Source organism: Gordonia amicalis (assembly GCF_022059885.1).
In the GTDB taxonomy this organism is placed as follows: Bacteria; Actinomycetota; Actinomycetes; order Mycobacteriales; family Mycobacteriaceae; genus Gordonia; species Gordonia amicalis.
The window spans coordinates 1211981-1228837 of sequence record NZ_CP091855.1 but is presented as its reverse complement, the minus strand read 5'-3'; the positions used below and the strand labels follow the sequence as shown (position 1 = coordinate 1228837).

General features: G+C 67.4%; 15 protein-coding genes and 1 riboswitch. Of the genes, 4 read left to right on the top strand and 11 right to left on the bottom strand.

Going from position 1 to position 16857, the window contains the following annotated elements; genetic code table 11:
- Positions 1-21 precede the first annotated feature (21 nt).
- The gene (locus tag IHQ52_RS05620; protein WP_006435001.1) at positions 22-1785 is read right to left on the bottom strand and encodes an aminotransferase class V-fold PLP-dependent enzyme; all 1764 of its coding nucleotides are present in this window, start codon (positions 1783-1785) and stop codon (positions 22-24) included.
- A 440-nt stretch (positions 1786-2225) separates the two neighbouring features.
- Between IHQ52_RS05620 and IHQ52_RS05615 the strand changes: the two genes are divergently transcribed.
- Positions 2226-2876: a DUF2202 domain-containing protein gene (locus IHQ52_RS05615; protein WP_006435002.1), complete on the top strand. Its 651-nt coding sequence runs from the start codon at positions 2226-2228 to the stop codon at positions 2874-2876.
- A gap of 135 nt (positions 2877-3011) precedes the next feature.
- On the opposite strand, the gene IHQ52_RS05610 is transcribed toward IHQ52_RS05615, so the two are convergent.
- The 9 genes from IHQ52_RS05610 to IHQ52_RS05570 all read right to left on the bottom strand — a co-directional run bounded on the left by IHQ52_RS05610 (position 3012) and on the right by IHQ52_RS05570 (position 11742).
- The gene (locus tag IHQ52_RS05610; RefSeq protein ID WP_232513056.1) at positions 3012-4115 is read right to left on the bottom strand and encodes a sensor histidine kinase; all 1104 of its coding nucleotides are present in this window, start codon (positions 4113-4115) and stop codon (positions 3012-3014) included.
- Between the two features lie 20 nt (positions 4116-4135).
- Positions 4136-4834 (bottom strand): response regulator transcription factor, encoded by a 699-nt coding sequence (locus IHQ52_RS05605; RefSeq protein WP_006435004.1) that lies wholly within the window; start codon positions 4832-4834, stop codon positions 4136-4138.
- An 11-nt stretch (positions 4835-4845) separates the two neighbouring features.
- Complete coding sequence (locus tag IHQ52_RS05600; protein WP_232513055.1) at positions 4846-5097, bottom strand: DUF2202 domain-containing protein; 252 nt, start codon at positions 5095-5097, stop codon at positions 4846-4848.
- A 532-nt stretch (positions 5098-5629) separates the two neighbouring features.
- Positions 5630-6601, bottom strand: coding sequence for an ABC transporter substrate-binding protein (locus IHQ52_RS05595; RefSeq protein WP_096272902.1), 972 nt, complete (start codon positions 6599-6601; stop codon positions 5630-5632).
- Positions 6602-6644: 43 nt separating this feature from the next.
- Positions 6645-7457, bottom strand: a complete 813-nt coding sequence (locus IHQ52_RS05590) for an MTB12 C-terminal domain-containing protein (protein WP_096272900.1) — start codon at positions 7455-7457, stop codon at positions 6645-6647.
- A 135-nt stretch (positions 7458-7592) separates the two neighbouring features.
- Complete coding sequence (locus tag IHQ52_RS05585) at positions 7593-8897, bottom strand: wax ester/triacylglycerol synthase domain-containing protein (RefSeq protein ID WP_006435009.1); 1305 nt, start codon at positions 8895-8897, stop codon at positions 7593-7595.
- Between the two features lie 25 nt (positions 8898-8922).
- Entirely contained in the window at positions 8923-10089 is a 1167-nt protein-coding gene (locus IHQ52_RS05580; RefSeq protein ID WP_006435010.1) for an acyl-CoA dehydrogenase family protein, read from the bottom strand.
- Between the two features lie 14 nt (positions 10090-10103).
- A complete protein-coding gene (locus IHQ52_RS05575; RefSeq protein ID WP_006435011.1) occupies positions 10104-10352 on the bottom strand; it encodes an acyl carrier protein in 249 nt (82 codons plus the stop codon).
- A gap of 49 nt (positions 10353-10401) precedes the next feature.
- The gene (locus IHQ52_RS05570; protein WP_006435012.1) at positions 10402-11742 is read right to left on the bottom strand and encodes a salicylate synthase; all 1341 of its coding nucleotides are present in this window, start codon (positions 11740-11742) and stop codon (positions 10402-10404) included.
- A 147-nt stretch (positions 11743-11889) separates the two neighbouring features.
- On the opposite strand from IHQ52_RS05570, the gene IHQ52_RS05565 reads away from it, so the two are divergent.
- Entirely contained in the window at positions 11890-13557 is a 1668-nt protein-coding gene (locus IHQ52_RS05565) for a (2,3-dihydroxybenzoyl)adenylate synthase (RefSeq protein ID WP_006435013.1), read from the top strand.
- Positions 13558-13631: 74 nt separating this feature from the next.
- On the opposite strand, the gene IHQ52_RS05560 is transcribed toward IHQ52_RS05565, so the two are convergent.
- Entirely contained in the window at positions 13632-13979 is a 348-nt protein-coding gene (locus IHQ52_RS05560) for a GNAT family N-acetyltransferase (protein WP_006435014.1), read from the bottom strand.
- 183 nt (positions 13980-14162) lie between these two features.
- Positions 14163-14277: riboswitch (TPP riboswitch) on the top strand.
- Here IHQ52_RS05560 and thiC point away from each other — a divergent pair.
- Together thiC and thiD are read left to right on the top strand one after the other, a co-directional pair.
- Complete coding sequence (gene thiC / locus IHQ52_RS05555) at positions 14268-15959, top strand: phosphomethylpyrimidine synthase ThiC (protein WP_006435015.1); 1692 nt, start codon at positions 14268-14270, stop codon at positions 15957-15959. It overlaps the preceding riboswitch by 10 nt.
- Before the next feature lie 77 nt (positions 15960-16036).
- The gene (gene thiD / locus IHQ52_RS05550; RefSeq protein ID WP_051995364.1) at positions 16037-16837 is read left to right on the top strand and encodes a bifunctional hydroxymethylpyrimidine kinase/phosphomethylpyrimidine kinase; all 801 of its coding nucleotides are present in this window, start codon (positions 16037-16039) and stop codon (positions 16835-16837) included.
- The last annotated feature ends 20 nt before the right edge of the window (positions 16838-16857 follow it).

The following is a 16857-nucleotide window of genomic DNA, read 5'->3' as shown; positions in this document are numbered from 1 at the left end:
GTTGTCGTGGCCTGATGGTGGTCAATGCGGGGTGCCGTCGGTGCCGGGGTTCTCGTGTCTGGAGGTCAAGCACTGCGGGGGCAGGGGGAACCAGCGCAGCGCTTCGAAGTGCGCGGGGAGACGAGTCGGGCCGTCGGGGACCTTTTCCGGGCGGGCCTCGAGCAGCGTGCGGGCCTCGCGCAGGTGGTCGACCAGTGCGGCCTCGTCGAGGGTTTCGCGTTCGGTCGGGTAGTGCAGGATGCCCGCGGTGTCGTAGAACAGGTCGGTCAGCCGCAATGGCGGCTGACGAACTTCTCCACGGTGGTGCCACAGGCCAGTATCGGGGCTGAAGGTGTAGTCCGTGAGGAGCCGATGGCCGTACCGGGCCAGCAGCTCCACGGCCTCGATCAGGTAGTCCCGCACAGTGTCGGAAATGAAGTAGTTGAAGTTGATGCGGGTCCAGCCGGGTTTGATGCCCTCGCAGCCCAGCGCGATCTCGTCTCGGAAGGCGCGCGACTGGTGCGGGTCGATGCCCAGGAGCCGATGCCCGTACGGGCCGGCACAGGAACAGCCACCGCGGGCCTGGACCCCGAACAGATCGTTGAGCAGCGCCACGACGTAGTTGTGGTGCAGGTAACGATCGGTGCCCGATCTGAGGCGGAAGGACACGATGGACAGCCGTCGCGCATCAGGGGGGCCGAGAATCTCGATACTCGGATGGCGGTGCCACCGGTCCAGGGCGTGGCACCACAGACGTCGTTCTCGCTGCTCGATGAGGTCGGTCCCCACGGCGTCCTTGAGGGCGAAGACCAGGCCGGCGCGGATCGACTCGATGATCGCCGGGGTGCCTCCCTCTTCCCGGGCCACGGGATCGTCGAGGTAGCGGTGGCCGATCGGGTCCACGAAGGCCACCGTGCCCCCACCCGGCACGGTGGGCACGGTGTTACGCACCAATTCGCGGCGGATCACCAGCACCCCCGGGGTCTGGGGACCGCCGACGAACTTGTGTGGCGAGAGGAAGATCGCATCCTTGTAGTCGCCGCGCCCGGGAGTGCTCTCCCGCATCCGGATCGGGACATACGGTCCGGCGGCCGCATAGTCCCAGAAGGACAACGCGTCGTGCTCGTGGAGTAGGGCGGCGATCCGGTCGGTGTCCGACAGAACGCCGGTGACATTGGAGGCGGCCGAGAAGCTACCGATGCGCAGCGGCCGGTCCGAGTGCTCGATCAGTTGCTGCTTGAGTTGCTCCACGTCGATGTGACCGTCAGCGTCTTCGTCGATCACCACCAGGTCAGCGATTGACTCACGCCACGGCAACTCGTTGGAATGGTGTTCGTAGGGGCCGACGAACACCACGGGGCGTGGCGAGTCGGCGATCTGCTCGTCCCAGCCGTAGCGTGCCGCCAGCCCGGACGGGACACGGAGTTCGAGGATTCCGACCAGCTTGTTCACCGCCCCCGTCGCTCCGGACCCGCAGAAGATCACCAGATCGTTCTCGGTGCCGCCGACGGCGTCGTGAATGAGTTGGCGTGCGTCCTGCCGCAACAGTGAGGTCTGCAGTCCTGTGCCGGAACTTTCGGTGTGAGTGTTGGCGTAGCGCGGGAGCACTTGTCTGCGGATGAAGTCCTCGAGGAAGTCCAGTGACCGTCCCGAGGCGGTGTAGTCGGCGTAGGTGATCCGGCGTCGACCGTAGGGGCCGTCCAAGATCTCGCCCTCACCGATGATTCCCCGCCTGATCCGTTCGAGCAGGAGCGAGGTGGGGGCCGATTCTGCTGAGGTATCGGAGCTCCCGGTCACCACCGTCATACGGAAACTCCCTCCTCCAACAAGGTGTTCGCCCCCCACTGTGGCCACAGTGCGCTCGAAGGCGGGGGCTGCACAAGGGCCGTTAGGCCCGGGCGTGAGAGCTGGATCGCCGGCCGGTGACGCCAGTGGGCGGCCAATCAGTCGACGTCGGCCGACCCGCGGCACCGGCGCTCGACGACACGTTCGCCGGGGTGTCGACGGTTTCCCGAACCCCGGGCTGAGCATGTCCACCCATCCCCGAGTGCAGGTCCGGCCCGGGCCGGCAGAGCGGTGCGGCGTCGTACGCGGGCGGTGACACTCGGCCCTTCCGCCCGGTGATGCCGCCGGAAGACCAGCGCTGGGTTGCTCTCACACAAGCTTCACACTTCGGGACGGGGTCCCTTCACTCATGGTGAGTTAACTCGGTGGGGAGAGAAAGGTGGAGAAAGGTGGTGCCGGTGATGAACAACTGGCGAAGAACAGTGACAGCACTCGCGGCAGGAGCGACGATCGCAGTCGCTGGATTCGGGGCGGCCGTCGCGTCAGCACAGGAACCGGACGAGAGTGCTGGGGGTGCGCTGTCCTCCCAGGAGCAGTCCGACCTGGTGATGATGCGGGAGGAGGAACGCCTGGCACGAGACCTGTACCAACAGTTCGCACAGCAGTGGGGAGCCCAGATCTTCGAGCGCATCTCCACCAGCGAACAGCGTCACTACGATGCCGTCGGCACTCTGCTCGGCCGGTACGGTGTGAGCGACCCGTCGGCCGGGCTCGCGGCGGGAACCTACTCCGACCCGCAGCTGCAGAGCGCCTACGACGGTTGGCTCGCCCGCGGCCTGGCCTCGGTCGAGCAGGCGTACGCGGTCGGGGCTGAACTCGAGGCCGCCGACATCACCGAGTTGACGACCGCGATCGAGGTCAGTGACGAGGACGCGATCGACCGCGTGTACGGCAAGCTGCGCACCGGTTCCGAGCACCACCTGGAGGCCTTCCGGGCGGCCCTGACCGGCGAGGAGCCGGCCGGCGGACACTCGCCGGGCCAAGGGCAGAAGCACGGGCAGGGCAAGGGGCAGAAGCACGGGCAGGGCCAAGGGCAGAAGCACGCGGAATAATGCACGGTCTCCGGGCGATCGGTCCGCTGGCGGGTGCAGCCACCCGGCGCACGTCGCGGAATGTACGGCTCGCGGGCCGGTCCGCTCGGGGCAACCCCGGTGCAGGTTTCCCTCGTTGCGGAAGACCGGGTTGTGTCAGCGTCGGATCGGGTGGTCGCTTCGAGTGGGCAACTGCAGGGTGAACCGTGCTCCGTGACCGCGGCCGGGAGAGTCGGCCGAAAGGTCGCCGCCGTGGGCGCGGGCGATATCCCGGCTGATGGTCAAGCCGATGCCGGAGCCGAGATCGTGCTCGCCCCGGCGCCTGGACGGTACCCGGTAGAAGCGTTCGAAGATCCGTTCCACATCGTCCGGGTCGAGTCCCTCACCGGTATCGGTGACGGTGACCGTGGCGACGTCTCGATCCGCGGTGATGTCGATGTTCACGCCGCCGACCTCGGTCGCGGCGAGGGCGTTGCCGAGCAGATTGATCAGCACCTGCGTGATCCGGTCTGCATCGGCACACACCATCACCGGCCGGGGCGGCGGGTGCACGGTCACGGTCAGGCCGGCATCGTCGAATTGGGGGCGCATCCGACCGGTGACCTGTACGACGAGGTCGGACAGATCGATGTCGGCCGGGTGCAGGTCCAAACGACCTTCCTCCGCCCGGGACAGGGTGGACAGATCATCGGCGAGCCGGCGCAACCGGCCGACCTCGGTTTCGATCTGGACCAGCTCTGCCGCGTCGAAGACACCGTCGAGGACACCCTCGGCGTAGCCATCGATCACGGTCAACGGGGTGCGCATCTCATGCGCCACCTCCGACAGCAGCCGGACCCGCCGGGCTTCTGTGTCGGCGAGGCGGACGGCGAGATCGTTGACGTCGGCGGCGACCGCAGCAAGTTCAGCCTCCGGCGGCACCGGGATGCGGTACCGGTAGTCGCCGGTGGCGATCGCCTGAGTGCCCGAGCGCACCGACCTCAGCGACCGCAGCAGGCGTCGGGACGCCAGCAGCCCCAGCGCGGCGGCGGTGATCACTCCGGCGAGCACACCGAGCAGCAACGCCGTCGTGACCGCATCGGCCACGACCTCCCGTAACGGAGAAGACCCGTTCGTGCGGTTGCGGCCGCTGCCGGGGCCGGTGGCGCGTTCTTCGAACACCGCCGGCGCCGCGACACGGACGACGGCGAACGTGACCAGTGCTCCGACCACCGCCACCAGCACATGGGAAGCGAACAGTCGCATCGTCAAGCTCGGCATCGGGAGCCGGAGACCGCGGTTCACCGGTCGGCCCCGGCCGTGGCCACGAACTTGTAGCCGACTCCGCGGACGGTCCCGATGAAGCGGGGGTCGGCGGCGTCGTCGCCGATCGCCCGGCGGATGCTGCGGATGTGCACGTCCACGACCCGCTCGTCACCGAAGAAGTCTCCACCCCACACTTTCTCGAGTAGTTGCCTGCGTGAGTACACACGGCCGGGGGACCGTGCCATCGCCAGGAGCAGGTCGAACTCGAGCGCGGACAGTTTCACGGGTGTGCCGTCGACTGTCACTTCCCTGGTGTCGGGATCAACGGTGAGACCGGAGGCCGATACTCGGGAGGGTGCGTCCGGGGCGCCTCGGGCGCGGCGTAGGACGGCACGGACGCGGGCGGCGACTTCTCGGGGTGCGAACGGCTTGGTTATGTAGTCGTCGGCGCCGACCGCCAGACCCACCAGCTTGTCGACCTCTTCGGCGCGCGCGGTGACCAGCACGACGTACACGTCGGAGAATCCGCGGATGCTGCGCAGTACCTCGAGACCGTCGAGGTCGGGAAGGCGGATGTCGAGCAGCACCAGATCGGGACAGCGGGACTGCACCAGGGTCAATGCTTGCGAGCCTGTCGCGGCTTCGATGACGTCGTAGCCGTCCGCCTCGAGATAGCCACGCAGGACGCGACGGATATGGGGTTCGTCGTCGACGACGAGGACGCTACGAGGCACGGTTCTCCTCTTCAGGTCCGGTGAGTGTAGATCCGGCGGGCCGCAGGACCGGGCAACGGACCGCTCTGGACAGAAAGATCGGTCGAGGCGTTCGACGAGGGTCGATCGACGGCGACTCCGGGCACACTGTATCGCTTCAGTAGTCGCCCGATCGCGTCGTGATGACGCTGCTCGCCGTCGGAAATGTTGCCGAAGATCGGCACACCCCACGCCTGATGGGACCGCCGGTACAAGTCGCGCGCCAGCCGTTCCTCCTCGCGCATCAGGAGCAGGTCCGCCCGCTCGCTATCGGACAGGGGCATCGGTCACCGATCCCGAACTGTCGTCGACGTCCGAACACCCGATCAGCGCCCTGCTTGCCGCCAGACCTCTTCTCTTGTCGTGCCCCTCTGCGGACCGAAAGCCCCTGCACCGGACTTCACGTGCTGGACGGCCTCTCCTCGGGTGGCGGGGTACGGTCGCCGTCCGCCTCGCGGTCACTGCTTTCGATCACCGCCGTGACCTGCCGACCTCCACGGCCCGAGCCGACGTGCGCTTCGGCCCGTATGCGCTCGACCAGGTGGGGACTGTCTGAATAACGGTGGGTCCGGGTTGGCCTGACACGCCGAGCAGCGAGCTTGGCGGGAAGGATCGACCGTGACGGAAACGCTGGAATGAAGTGCCCCAGGTTTAGTTCCTATGTGGGTGCGAGGAGCACCTCAGGGAGCATTCCGATCGCACGCTCGAGCTATGAATGCTGAGCGAGACGACAACGGCCCGCCCCGCACAGCGGGACGGGCCATTTCGCTCGAGGGATCAGCTCGTCGCGGCCCCGAAGCTCGGCTTGAGCAGGTCCAGCACGTACGGAACCGAATTCGGCGACGGCGCGTTGAGACCGGTGATCTGCGACTGCGACATGAAGGTGACCGCGTTGTTCTTCACGGCCTTCAGATTCTTGTAACCCGGTAGCTTGCGGAGGGTTTCGGCCTGCTCCGGCGTCGCGGTGGCGACGACGAGGACGTCGGCGTCGAGCATCGGGATGTTCTCGGTGCTCAGGCCGAAGCGGGGATTGCGGGTGCGCTGGTACTCGGCGACCAGCTTCGGTGCCATCTCCATCTTCAGTTCGCTGAAGAGCTTCGCCGCGCCGTCGTTCGGGTCACCGAGAACCGACAGCTGGTCGTTTCCGTACATGAAGGCCAGCGCGTAGGTCTTGCCGGCGAGACCGGGGAACTCCTTGCCGACGGCGGCGACCTTCGCGTTGGTGTCGTCGATGATATCGGTCGCCTTGTCCGGCTGGTGCAAGACGGTGCCCATGACCGTCACCATGTCCTGCCAGGGGTCGATCTCCTGGCCGCTGATGGAGTTGACCGTCGGCGCGAGCTTCGCGATCTGTTCGAATTCCGGGCTGTTCGAGGCGAAGCCGGGTGCGAAGATCAGATCCGGGTCGAGCTTGGCGATGGTCGTCGCGTCATCGCCCTTGGTCGGGTCGATGAACGTCGAATCGGCGAGCTTCTGGCCGTACCACGGCTGCAGTTCTCCCGTCGCCGACTTGGAGTAGTCGTAGTAGCCGACCGGGGTGACACCGAACGAGAGCGCCACGTCGGTCCACTGGTCGCCCAGGGTCACGATCCGCTTCGGCGTCTCCGGGATGGTCACCGACCGACCGTCGGGCAGGTTCAGTTGCACCGACCCACCGGCCGAGTCGTCGGAACTCGAACAGCCGGCGAGCAGGCCCGCGAACATGAGCACACCCGTGATGAGCGCGCCGAAACGAAGTCGTGAGGTCACGTCAGATCTCCAGAACAGTAGGTGTCGACGAACGGTGAGGGTCTCAGAGCGAGCAGGGCAGCAGGACGAAGCTGGCGATGAGGCAGACGCTGCTGTTCGACAGCTTCCACTTGTCACCGCTCCACACCCAGGTCATCGCACGGTTCTGGCTGCCCCGTCCGACGACGCTGATCTGCAGGGGGGCGGTCATCTTGTTGCCGCTGATCTGCACCGGACCGACCATCTGGTAGCTGAGGCCGACATTTCCGTAGGTGGTGATCGCCTGGGCGACCGCGTCGATCTGACGCAGGGCACGCTCGCCGCCCTGGAGTTCGGCGGCGCGAGCGGCACGGTTGCCGCGAGAGTTCATGACGATCTTGACCTTGGTGTTGAGCTGGCCTGGCGTCAGCGCCGTCGGGGCCGCGGCGGCCTGCTGCTGCGGGGGCGCGGCAGAAGTGCCCGGCGCGGGTGCCGGCGCGGGCGCGGCGGCGTCGGGGCCCGCACCGACCGTGCCACCGCTCTCGGGCACGTTCTCCGTCGCAGCGGGTGCGGGTGCTGCCGCCGGGGCGGGCTGCCCGGGCGCGGCGGCCGGCTGCTGGGTGGCGGCCGGACCCACCAGGCCCTGCTGCTGGGGTGCCTGTGCGGAACCCAAGTTCACGACGGTCGGCTGCGCCGCCGACGCCGTGTCGTTGCGTTCGCTGACCACGATGCCGACCACGCCGATGGTGACGACGATCGCCGAGATCACCGCCGCGACACCCGCCGATGCCAGCACCGTCGGAATGCTGACCCCGCCCGAGCGCTTCTCCGAACCGGCTTCCGGCTCGTGGGTGTCACCCACGTATCCCGGGTCCTGGTAGCCGACGTCGTTCTGCATGGTGTTCTCCGTGTTTTCTTCGGTATGGCGTGTTCACTCGTCTGGCGTGGCCGCGCGCTCGATCGGCGTCACCACGTACTGCATCGTTCCCGATTTCCACCGGGATTACTAGGCAAGCCTAAGCTAGCTTCAGTGTCACTCGGGCGTTAGGGCCTCGTTCAGCACCTTGTCGAATGTCGTGACGAACTTCTCCGCGTAGTCGGGCAGTGCCTCCGCATCGGTGACGATGCCGAAACTCGTCGTGGTGCCGAGGATGAGGACCGTCACCGAGAAGGAGTAGCCGGCCAGCGGCGACAGCGGGGTGAGGCTCACGATCGACCTGCCCAGCACCGACCGCACCCTCGAGAAGCCGGGGTTGATGCCGATGTGGATGTCCGGGTGCATGTGCGCCATCGAGGCGTTCACGATGGCGCGCTGCAGGCCCCACAGCGGCGCGCGCGGGAGGTCGTCCGCCGCTGCGAGATAGAGTTCGGGCCGCCGTTGCGCGATCGTGGCCAGCTCACCACGAGCCCGTTCGATCTGCTGCGACAGGTCGGTCTCGTTGCCGGGCAGGTTGAGCAGCGCCACGGACACCGCGTTGCCGGTGTGCCGGAACTCCTCGTCGAGGGTCACCGGAAGCGTCACGCGGAGGACCTCCGCCGGCGGCGACGCCGGCGGATCGAGGCTGAGGGCCCGGCCGATGGCCCCGAGGACGAACTCGTGCACGCTGGAACCGTTGGCCTTGGCCGCTTTACGAAGAGCGCGGGTCGACGTGCCGAACAGCGCATGTTCACGACGCCCCGACTTCGTCAGGCTCGGCCAGGCGCGCTTCTTGCCACCACCGGCGGCGTGCTGATCGTTGAACGCCGCCTTGGCCTCGCCCAGCTTCTCCGGGTCGATACCGCTGATGTGGAACCGGGGACTCGTGGCGAACCGCTCGAACTCGGCGAGGTCCTCGCGCTCACCGTCGGCGAGCAATGCCGCGAAGGCCGCACCGGCGATGCCGTCGGAGATGCTGTGATGCACGCGGAGCAACACCCACTGACCCACGCCCTCGGCGCCCGCAGAGGGTGTGAACAGCGTGATGTCCCAGAACGGACGCGGACGCGGCAACGGCGTCTCCAGGAGCTTGGAGACACGACGCTGCAGGTGCTCGCGATCGGTGAAGCCGAGTTCCGAGACGTGTTCGCCCGCATCCCAGTTCTCGTCGGCGAGCACCACCTCGGGCTTGCGCCAGCGGCCGTTCTTGACACCCAGCCGGAAGATCTCGAACAGCCGGCCCCGTTCACGCACCCGGGCACGGACCTCGTCGAGGCCGAGAAGCGTTCCACCCGTCTCGAGTTCGAGGATCATCGACCAGTGCATGGGCCGGCTGTCGGTGTCCATGTGCAGGTAGGTGTGGTCCGGGGGTGCGAGCTCGGTGACGCGAGCGTCGGCCGGGGAAGTGACTGTGCTGTTCATCGATGACCGCCTGGATGAAGGACGCTCAGGGCGCCTGGGTGAGAGAACCGGAGAAGTGCTGCTGGTAACGCTCGGTGTCGGGTTTCATGGCCGCGGCGACCAGTTCCCACAGCACCTCGTCGGTACCGCCACCGACGCGCGCGAGTTTCATGTCGCGCCACCAGCGTCCGATCGGGGTCTCGGTCTCGAGGTAACCGATACCGCCGAAGATGTGCAGGCATTCCGAGGCGACCTCTTCGCCCAGGTTCGCCGCGGTCGCCTTGAGTGCCGCCGCGGTCCGGAGGTTGATCCTGCCCCCGGCGGCGACGCCGTCGAGCGAGTAGCTCAGCACATCCACGCGGGCCTGCAGGTCCGCAAGACGCAGGCGGAGTGCCTGATGGTCGTAGAGCTTCTTGCCGAACTGGGTACGCTCCATCATGCGGGCGAGCGTCACGCCGAGCATCACCTCACAGGCGGCCGCGATCTGCGCGGCGACCGAATAGCGTTCGTGTGCAAGGCCCCAGCTGATGATCGCCAGACCCGTGCCCGGGCGGGCGATCAGCGCCTCCTCGGGGATCCACGTGTCGATGGCGACCGGGGCGGTGTCGAGCGGTCCGGCACCCAGCTTCTGATACGGCGCGCCGACGCGGACCTGGTCGACCGGCACCGCGGCGAGCGCGACGTTGCCTCCGGCGTCGGGGCCGTCCTCGACGCCACGACACACGACGAACATGTAGTCGGCGATCGGCGACAGCGAGACGAACTTCTTGTTCCCCACGACGCGGTATCCGCCGTTCTCGCCGAAGATCCGCGTCTCCGAGTTCTGCAGGTCCGACCCGCCCTGCTCCTCCGAGGCGCCGATGCACAGGACGGCGTCGGTGGTCATCGCCCGGTACGCGAGATCTTTCAGGAAGTCGTTGCGGCCGAAGCGTCGGAGGATGGCGATCGCCGAATCGTGCAGGCTGACACCGACGCCGATCGCGGCCGAGCCCAGCGATCCGAGACGACGGCCCAAGGCGAAGTGGTCATGGAGGTCGGTGAGCTTGCGATCCTCCCACTTCCGGGTGAAAACCCCTGCCTCACCCAGATGTTCGAGGAGTGGACGCGGGAAGCGATGGTCCCTCTCGGCCTGCGCTGTCCACGCGGTGACCTTCTCGTCGAACGCCGCGTCGAGCAACTCCGTGTACGTATGCACTCCGGTGTCCACACTCATCCCCTCGCCCCCGGTCAGGCCGCGGTCCCGGCCTTCGAGCGGACCAGGTCTTCGAGATCACCGACCGTCTTGGACTCGAAGAGTTCGCGCTCGGTCAGCTTCACGCCCAGACGCTCCTCGATCGCCACGACACCGATGGCGAATGCCACCGAGTCGAGCCCCAGGTCGTCGATCAGTCTCGACTCGGGGGTGACGTCGCCGAGCGCGAGGTCGAGGTCCTCGGTGAGGATTCCTTGTAGCGCTTCGGTGATGTTGTCGGACATGTGATCACTCCTGAGGTGACGATGGTGGTGGGTCGGACGTAACGGGCGGTCAGCGTGGGATGACGTAGGGGGCGACGCTGCCCAATTTCTCACAGGTCTCCTCGAACTCGCGCTCGGGTGTCGACTGCGCGACGATGCCGGCACCGGCGCGCAGCCACGCTTTGCCCCCGGTCGCGAAGACGGTACGCAGTGCGAGGGTCGCCTCGAGCTCCCCCGACGACGACGCGACGAGTATCGCACCCGAATACGGGCCGCGACGCCGGGACTCGAGCCGGTCGATGGCCTCGACGGCCGGGGTCTTCGGAACCCCCGAAGCGGTGATCGACGGGAAGACGACTTCGAGTGCGCGCCAGGGTGTTTCACCGTCGGCGAGAGTACCCTTCACGGTCGAGGCCAGGTGCTGGACGCTGCCACGCTCACGCACCTCCATGAACTCGCTTACCGCAGTCGTGTTCGCGGCCGAGATCGACGCGATCTCGTCGAAGCAGGCACGAACCGACATCGCGTGCTCGGCGACCTCTTTGGCGTCACCGAGAAGCTCGGCGCGGGCGGCCGCATCACGCTCCGTCGAGATTCCGAAAGCCCTTGTACCCGCAAGCGGTTCGGTCACCACCGTCCGGTCGTCGTGCACCGCGACCACGAGCTCGGGGCTGAATCCGGCGGCCGCGAGATCACCGAGCGACAGCAGATACGAACGCGCCGGGGTGTTGTCCGCGCGACCCCGCGCGTAGGTGGCGGGGATGTCGACCGGGAACGGGATGTCGACGGCGCGGGAGAGGATGACCTTCTGATAGCGCCCGGCGGCGATCTCGGCGACGGCGGTGGCGACGCGACTGCGATAGTCCTCCGAGTCGACTCGCACATCGACCGGGCGCGACTCGCCGGGAGCGCTTGCCGTGAGGGAGATCTCGAGGAGAAGACGTGCTCGTTCGGGATCGGCGGTGCCGGTGTCCACGCCATCCGCGTCGACGAAGGCCTCGAACTCGGGGACGATCAGATGCGCGAGGACCGTGTCGTCGGGAACACGGTCGAGGATGCCGTGGTACGGCGCGCAGAAGTCGAAACCGACCCAGCCGTAGAGACGCCAGTCGGCGATCGACAGGGATTCCGTCGCCGCGGCGAGGGCATCTGCCGGGTCGCCGTGCCAAGCAGTGGTCGTCCGGCGCCCCTGGTCGTCGACGATGACCTCGCTGCGCGTGACGACCACACGCGCACGGACGCCCGCGGCGAAGGTCCAGCGACCGTTGCGCTCGTAGACGACGTGGTCACCAAACTCGCCCGAACCCGCCCAGGCCGCCGAGATCTCGGCGGCGGCGGCGCTGACCGGGGTCGCCGGTCCGAGCCCCGCAGCGTCGAGCGTCGGGGTTCGCGAATCGGTCGTCAGCGACATGTCCTTGTCCTCCGGTCGTGGGCGGCAGCGTGATCTTAGGAAGATTAGGACAGCCTAAGCAAACAGCCCCCGTTCGTCGATGGCGTGGCTCACACCGCCGACCGATCGGTAAGGTTACCCTATCCTGTCTGTGTTTGAATGGGACCCATGCAGACGCATCTGGACCGAGTGACCGACCTACTCGACGGTTTCACCCCGTACGCCGACGTCCAGGCCGAGCGCTACCGGGACGCCGGACTGTTCCGCGGCCTCCCCCTGTTCGCGAGCTTCGACGCCAGTGCCGATCGCACCCCCGACGCCCCGGCCGTCACCGATGCGTCGACCGACGGACCGCGGACGCTCAGCTACTCCGACCTGCGTGCCGCCTCGCTGCGTCGTGCGGCAGGTTTCGTCGGGGCCGGACTCCGGCCCGGACAACGCGTCGTCCTGCAGCAGAACAACTCCCTCGACTTCGTCGTGAACCTGTTCGGCCTGCTCCGCGCGGGCATCGCCCCGGTGATGACCCTGCCCGCCCACCGGATCACCGAGATCGCCCACCTCGCGGCCGGCGCCGGGGCCGTCGCCTACATCGGCGAGGACGGACGGCGCGGCTTCGACTTCCGGGATCTCGCCACCGAGCTGCAATCCCGCGTCCCCGACGTCGAGCACGTGTTCATCTCCGGCGATCCCGGTCCGTTCCGGGGGGCACCGGACACGGACTCCGCCACGGTCGACCTCCCTTCCCCGCCGGATGCCGGCCTCCCGGCGCTGTTCCTGGTCTCGGGCGGCACCACCGGTCTGCCCAAACTGATCGCGCGGACCCACGACGACTACGACCTCAATGCGCGACTGTCGAGCGACGTCGCGAACCTGACGGCCGACGACACGTACCTGGTCGCGCTGCCCGCGGCCCACAACTTCCCGCTGTGCTGCCCGGGCATCCTCGGCGTCCTCGGCGTCGGCGGCCACGTCGTCTTCACCGACAACCCGAGCCCCGACAACACCTTCGACCTCATCGAACGCCACCGCGTCACGGTGACCGCACTGGTGCCCGCCCTCGCGCAGCTGTGGTGCGCGGCGACCGAGTGGGAACCCGCGGACATCAGCTCCCTGCGACTCCTCCAGGTCGGCGGCGCCAAGCTGGCCCACCCCGACGCCGTCGCGCTCGACGAGGCCCTCGGCGACGTGGTCCAGCAGGTGTTCGGCATGGCCGAGGGGCTCATCTGCTACACCCGGCCGGACGAACCGCGCGATCTCGTCCACGAGGTGCAGGGTTCACCGATGTCCGAGTTCGACGAGGTGCGCGTCGTCGACGAGGAGGGCGCCGACGTTCCCGACGGCGAAGAGGGCGAACTGCTGGTGCGCGGCCCGTACACGATCCGCGGATACTACCGGGCCGACGCCCACAACGAGAAGTCCTTCACCCCCGACGGCTTCTACCGATCGGGGGACAAGGTGACCCGGCTGCCCTCCGGGCATCTGTCGGTGACCGGCCGCATCAAGGACACCATCGTCCGGGCCGGCGAGAACGTCGCTGCCGACGACGTCGAGGAGAACCTGCTCGCACACCCGTCGGTGCGACAGGTCGCGGTGGTCGGACTGCCCGACGATGCGCTCGGTGAGAAGATCTGCGCCGCGGTCGTGCTCTCCCACGACCATCCGCCGGCCCGGCCGCTCGAACTGGCCACGCTCCGCACGTTCCTCGCCGACCGCGGCCTCGCATCGTTCAAGCTGCCCGACGTGGTCCGCATCGTGCGGACCCTGCCCGTCACCGCCGTCGGCAAGATCGACAAGAAGATCCTGCGGACGACGCTGCTGGACTCTCCCGCTGGTTGAGCCCCTTCCACCGCTGATTGAGCCCCTTCCACCGCTGATTGAGCCCCTTCCACCGCTGATTGAGCTTGTCGAAATCACACCGGCGCGAGCTCCACGATTCCCGGGTGATGGTCGAGGTAGTCCTTGGTGAACGAACACACCGGCCGGATCCGGGCGTTGTGTTCACGCGCGAAGTGGATGACCGTCCGGGTGAGACGCGTCGCGAGCCCGTGGCCGGTGTACTCGTCGTAGAGCACGGTGTGCAGAACGGTGATGGTCGTCTGGCCGTCGACGGTCTCCATCGAATAGCCGAGTACGCCGACGAGATCGCCCGCAACCCAGAGTTCGAACCGTTCGCGGTCGGGATTGTGCACCACCTGAGCGATCTGCTGCAGGATGGACCTCGCCGATTGCGGCGGTCGATGCCGGTTCTTGCGTAGCACCTACACCTCCTCATGTCGTCACCGTCTGCGGGTCACCGGCATCACGCCACTTCTTGACGTTCGGTCCCCTGTGACTAGGGTCACACCCTACCTTACGGATCCGTAACTGCTGAGAAAGGGTATCGATCTGCCAGGCATCGGGTGGCTCCTCCGCGGACGTTGTAAGGTGGCGAGCGCAACACAACTACACACCGCGGGGGCTCTCACGATGACCGAGGGCTGAGATGGCGACGGGCGGTCGCCGACCGCTCGAACCTGTCCGGGTAATGCCGGCGTAGGGAGACCATCATGGGCACACGTGTATCCACCACACCCACCACTGCAACCTTCGAAGACGGCGGACTGACCACGGGACCGATCGAGGGCAGTTCCAAGCACTACCTCGCCGTCGATCATCTCCGCGTACCGCAGCGTCGGATCCACCTCACCAACGGCGAACACCTCGACGTCTACGACACCTCGGGTCCGTACACCGACACCGAAACCGAGATCGATGTGGAGCGCGGACTGCCGAAGACCCGCGACTCGTGGCACCGCCCGGAACCGATCGACGGCGCGAGCACCCAGCTCGCGTGGGCACGAGCGGGGATCATCACCGACGAGATGCGGTTCATCGCCGCGCGTGAGGGCGCCGACGCCGAACTCGTCCGCTCCGAGGTGGCCATCGGTCGCGCGGTGATCCCGGCCAACCATCGTCACCCCGAATCGGAGCCGATGATCATCGGCAAGCGGTTCGCGGTGAAAATCAATGCGAACATCGGGAATTCGGCGGTGCGCAGCTCGATCGCCGACGAGGTCGAGAAGATGGTGTGGGCGACGCGTTGGGGCGCCGACACCATCATGGACCTCTCGACCGGCGCGGACATCCACACCACGCGCGAGTGGATCCTGCGCAACTCCCCCGTACCGGTCGGCACCGTGCCCATCTATCAGGCACTCGAGAAGGTGAACGGCGATCCCGTCGCCTTGACGTGGGAGATCTACCGCGACACCGTGATCGAGCAGGCAGAGCAGGGCGTCGACTACATGACGGTGCACGCCGGGGTCCTGCTCCGCTACGTTCCGCTGACCGCCCGCCGGGTCACCGGAATCGTCTCCCGAGGCGGTTCGATCATGGCCGCCTGGTGTCTGGCTCACCACGAAGAGTCGTTCCTGTACACGCACTTCGACGAACTGTGCGAGATCTTCCGCCGCTACGACATCACCTTCTCCCTCGGCGACGGACTACGGCCGGGGTCGATCGCGGACGCCAACGACGAAGCCCAGTTCGCCGAACTGCGCACCCTCGGCGAACTCACCACCATCGCCAAATCCCATGGCGTGCAGGTGATGATCGAGGGACCCGGACACATCCCGATGCACAAGATCGCCGAGAACGTGCGCCTGGAGGAAGAACTCTGCGAAGAGGCACCCTTCTACACCCTGGGCCCCCTGGCCACCGACATCGCACCCGCCTACGACCACATCACCTCCGCGATCGGTGCGGCGATGATCGCCCAGGCGGGAACGGCGATGCTCTGTTATGTGACACCCAAGGAGCATCTCGGGCTGCCCGACCGCGACGACGTGAAGGTCGGCGTCATCACGTACAAGATCGCGGCCCACTCCGCAGACCTCGCCAAGGGGCATCCCCGGGCGCAGGAACGTGATGACGCATTGAGCAAGGCGCGCTTCGAGTTCCGCTGGATCGACCAGTTCAACCTCGCCCTGGACCCGGACACCGCCCGCGAGTACCACGACGAGACCCTGCCGGCCGAACCCGCGAAGACAGCTCACTTCTGCTCGATGTGTGGTCCCAAGTTCTGCTCGATGCGGATCTCCGCCGACGTGCGCGCCTACGCGGAGGAGAACAACCTGGTGACCGCCGAGGACATCGACCGCAAGATCGCCGAGGGCATGGCGGCGAAGTCGGCCGAGTTCGCCGAGGGCGGCAACCGCGTGTACCTGCCCCTCGAGACCAGTCGAGGCGGTTCCGCGTGACCGGTCAGCCACCGCACGGCCACGGGGACTTCGAATTGCTGCCCGTCGCGGCGCCGGGTGAGACGCCGGTCCGCGTGATGACCATCGCCGGATCGGATTCCGGTGGCGGCGCCGGCATCCAGACCGACATGCGCACCTTCGCGCTGCTCGGCCTGCACGGTTGCGTCGCGGTGACCGCGGTGACCGTGCAGAATTCACTGGGCGTCAGCGGCTTTCAGGAGATCGCACCGGAGACCGTGGCCGCCCAGATCCGCACGGTCGCCGACGACATCGGGATCGGCGCCGCCAAGACCGGCATGCTGGCGTCGGCGCCGATCATCGACGCGGTCGTCGCCCAGTGCGCAGACAGCGCTATCGGTCGCGACACGTCGACACCGCTCGTCGTCGACCCGGTATGTGCCTCAATGCACGGGAACCAGCTACTCGCGGATTCCGCCCTGGACACTCTGCGCGACAAGCTGTTCCCTCTCGCGACGGTGGTGACGCCGAACCTCGACGAGGTCCGGCTCATCACCGGGGTCGACGTCGTCGACACCGATTCCCAGCGTGATGCGGCAAAAGCATTGTTCGATCTCGGGCCCGCCTGGGCCCTGGTCAAGGGTGGACACCTGCGCTCCAGCGACCACTCCCCCGACCTGCTCTACGACGGTGCGCAGTTCATCGAGCTCAACCACGAGCGCATCGACACGACCCACGACCACGGGGCCGGTGACACCCTCGCCGCCGCGATCACCTGCGCTCTGGCACACGGGTACTCGGTGCCCGACGCCGTCGCGTTCGCGAAGGAGTGGGTCACCCGCGGACTCGCCGCAGCCTATCCGCTCGGCGCCGGCCACGGCCCGGTGAACCCGCTGTGGCGGGTGGGCCCCAACCACTGAAGCGTCGGCCGCCACCGTCG

Excerpts from the sequence above, each read along its gene's own strand:
- IHQ52_RS05620 (WP_006435001.1), bottom strand. The coding sequence starts at position 1,785 with ATGACGGTGGTGACCGGGAGCTCCGATACCTCAGCAGAATCGGCCCCC.
- IHQ52_RS05615 (WP_006435002.1), top strand. The coding sequence starts at position 2,226 with ATGAACAACTGGCGAAGAACAGTGACAGCACTCGCGGCAGGAGCGACG.
- IHQ52_RS05610 (WP_232513056.1), bottom strand. The coding sequence starts at position 4,115 with ATGCCGAGCTTGACGATGCGACTGTTCGCTTCCCATGTGCTGGTGGCG.
- IHQ52_RS05600 (WP_232513055.1), bottom strand. The coding sequence starts at position 5,097 with ATGCGCGAGGAGGAACGGCTGGCGCGCGACTTGTACCGGCGGTCCCAT.
- IHQ52_RS05590 (WP_096272900.1), bottom strand. The coding sequence starts at position 7,457 with ATGCAGAACGACGTCGGCTACCAGGACCCGGGATACGTGGGTGACACC.
- IHQ52_RS05585 (WP_006435009.1), bottom strand. The coding sequence starts at position 8,897 with ATGAACAGCACAGTCACTTCCCCGGCCGACGCTCGCGTCACCGAGCTC.
- IHQ52_RS05580 (WP_006435010.1), bottom strand. The coding sequence starts at position 10,089 with ATGAGTGTGGACACCGGAGTGCATACGTACACGGAGTTGCTCGACGCG.
- IHQ52_RS05575 (WP_006435011.1), bottom strand. The coding sequence starts at position 10,352 with ATGTCCGACAACATCACCGAAGCGCTACAAGGAATCCTCACCGAGGAC.
- IHQ52_RS05570 (WP_006435012.1), bottom strand. The coding sequence starts at position 11,742 with ATGTCGCTGACGACCGATTCGCGAACCCCGACGCTCGACGCTGCGGGG.
- IHQ52_RS05565 (WP_006435013.1), top strand. The coding sequence starts at position 11,890 with ATGCAGACGCATCTGGACCGAGTGACCGACCTACTCGACGGTTTCACC.
- thiC (WP_006435015.1), top strand. The coding sequence starts at position 14,268 with ATGGGCACACGTGTATCCACCACACCCACCACTGCAACCTTCGAAGAC.
- thiD (WP_051995364.1), top strand. The coding sequence starts at position 16,037 with ATGACCATCGCCGGATCGGATTCCGGTGGCGGCGCCGGCATCCAGACC.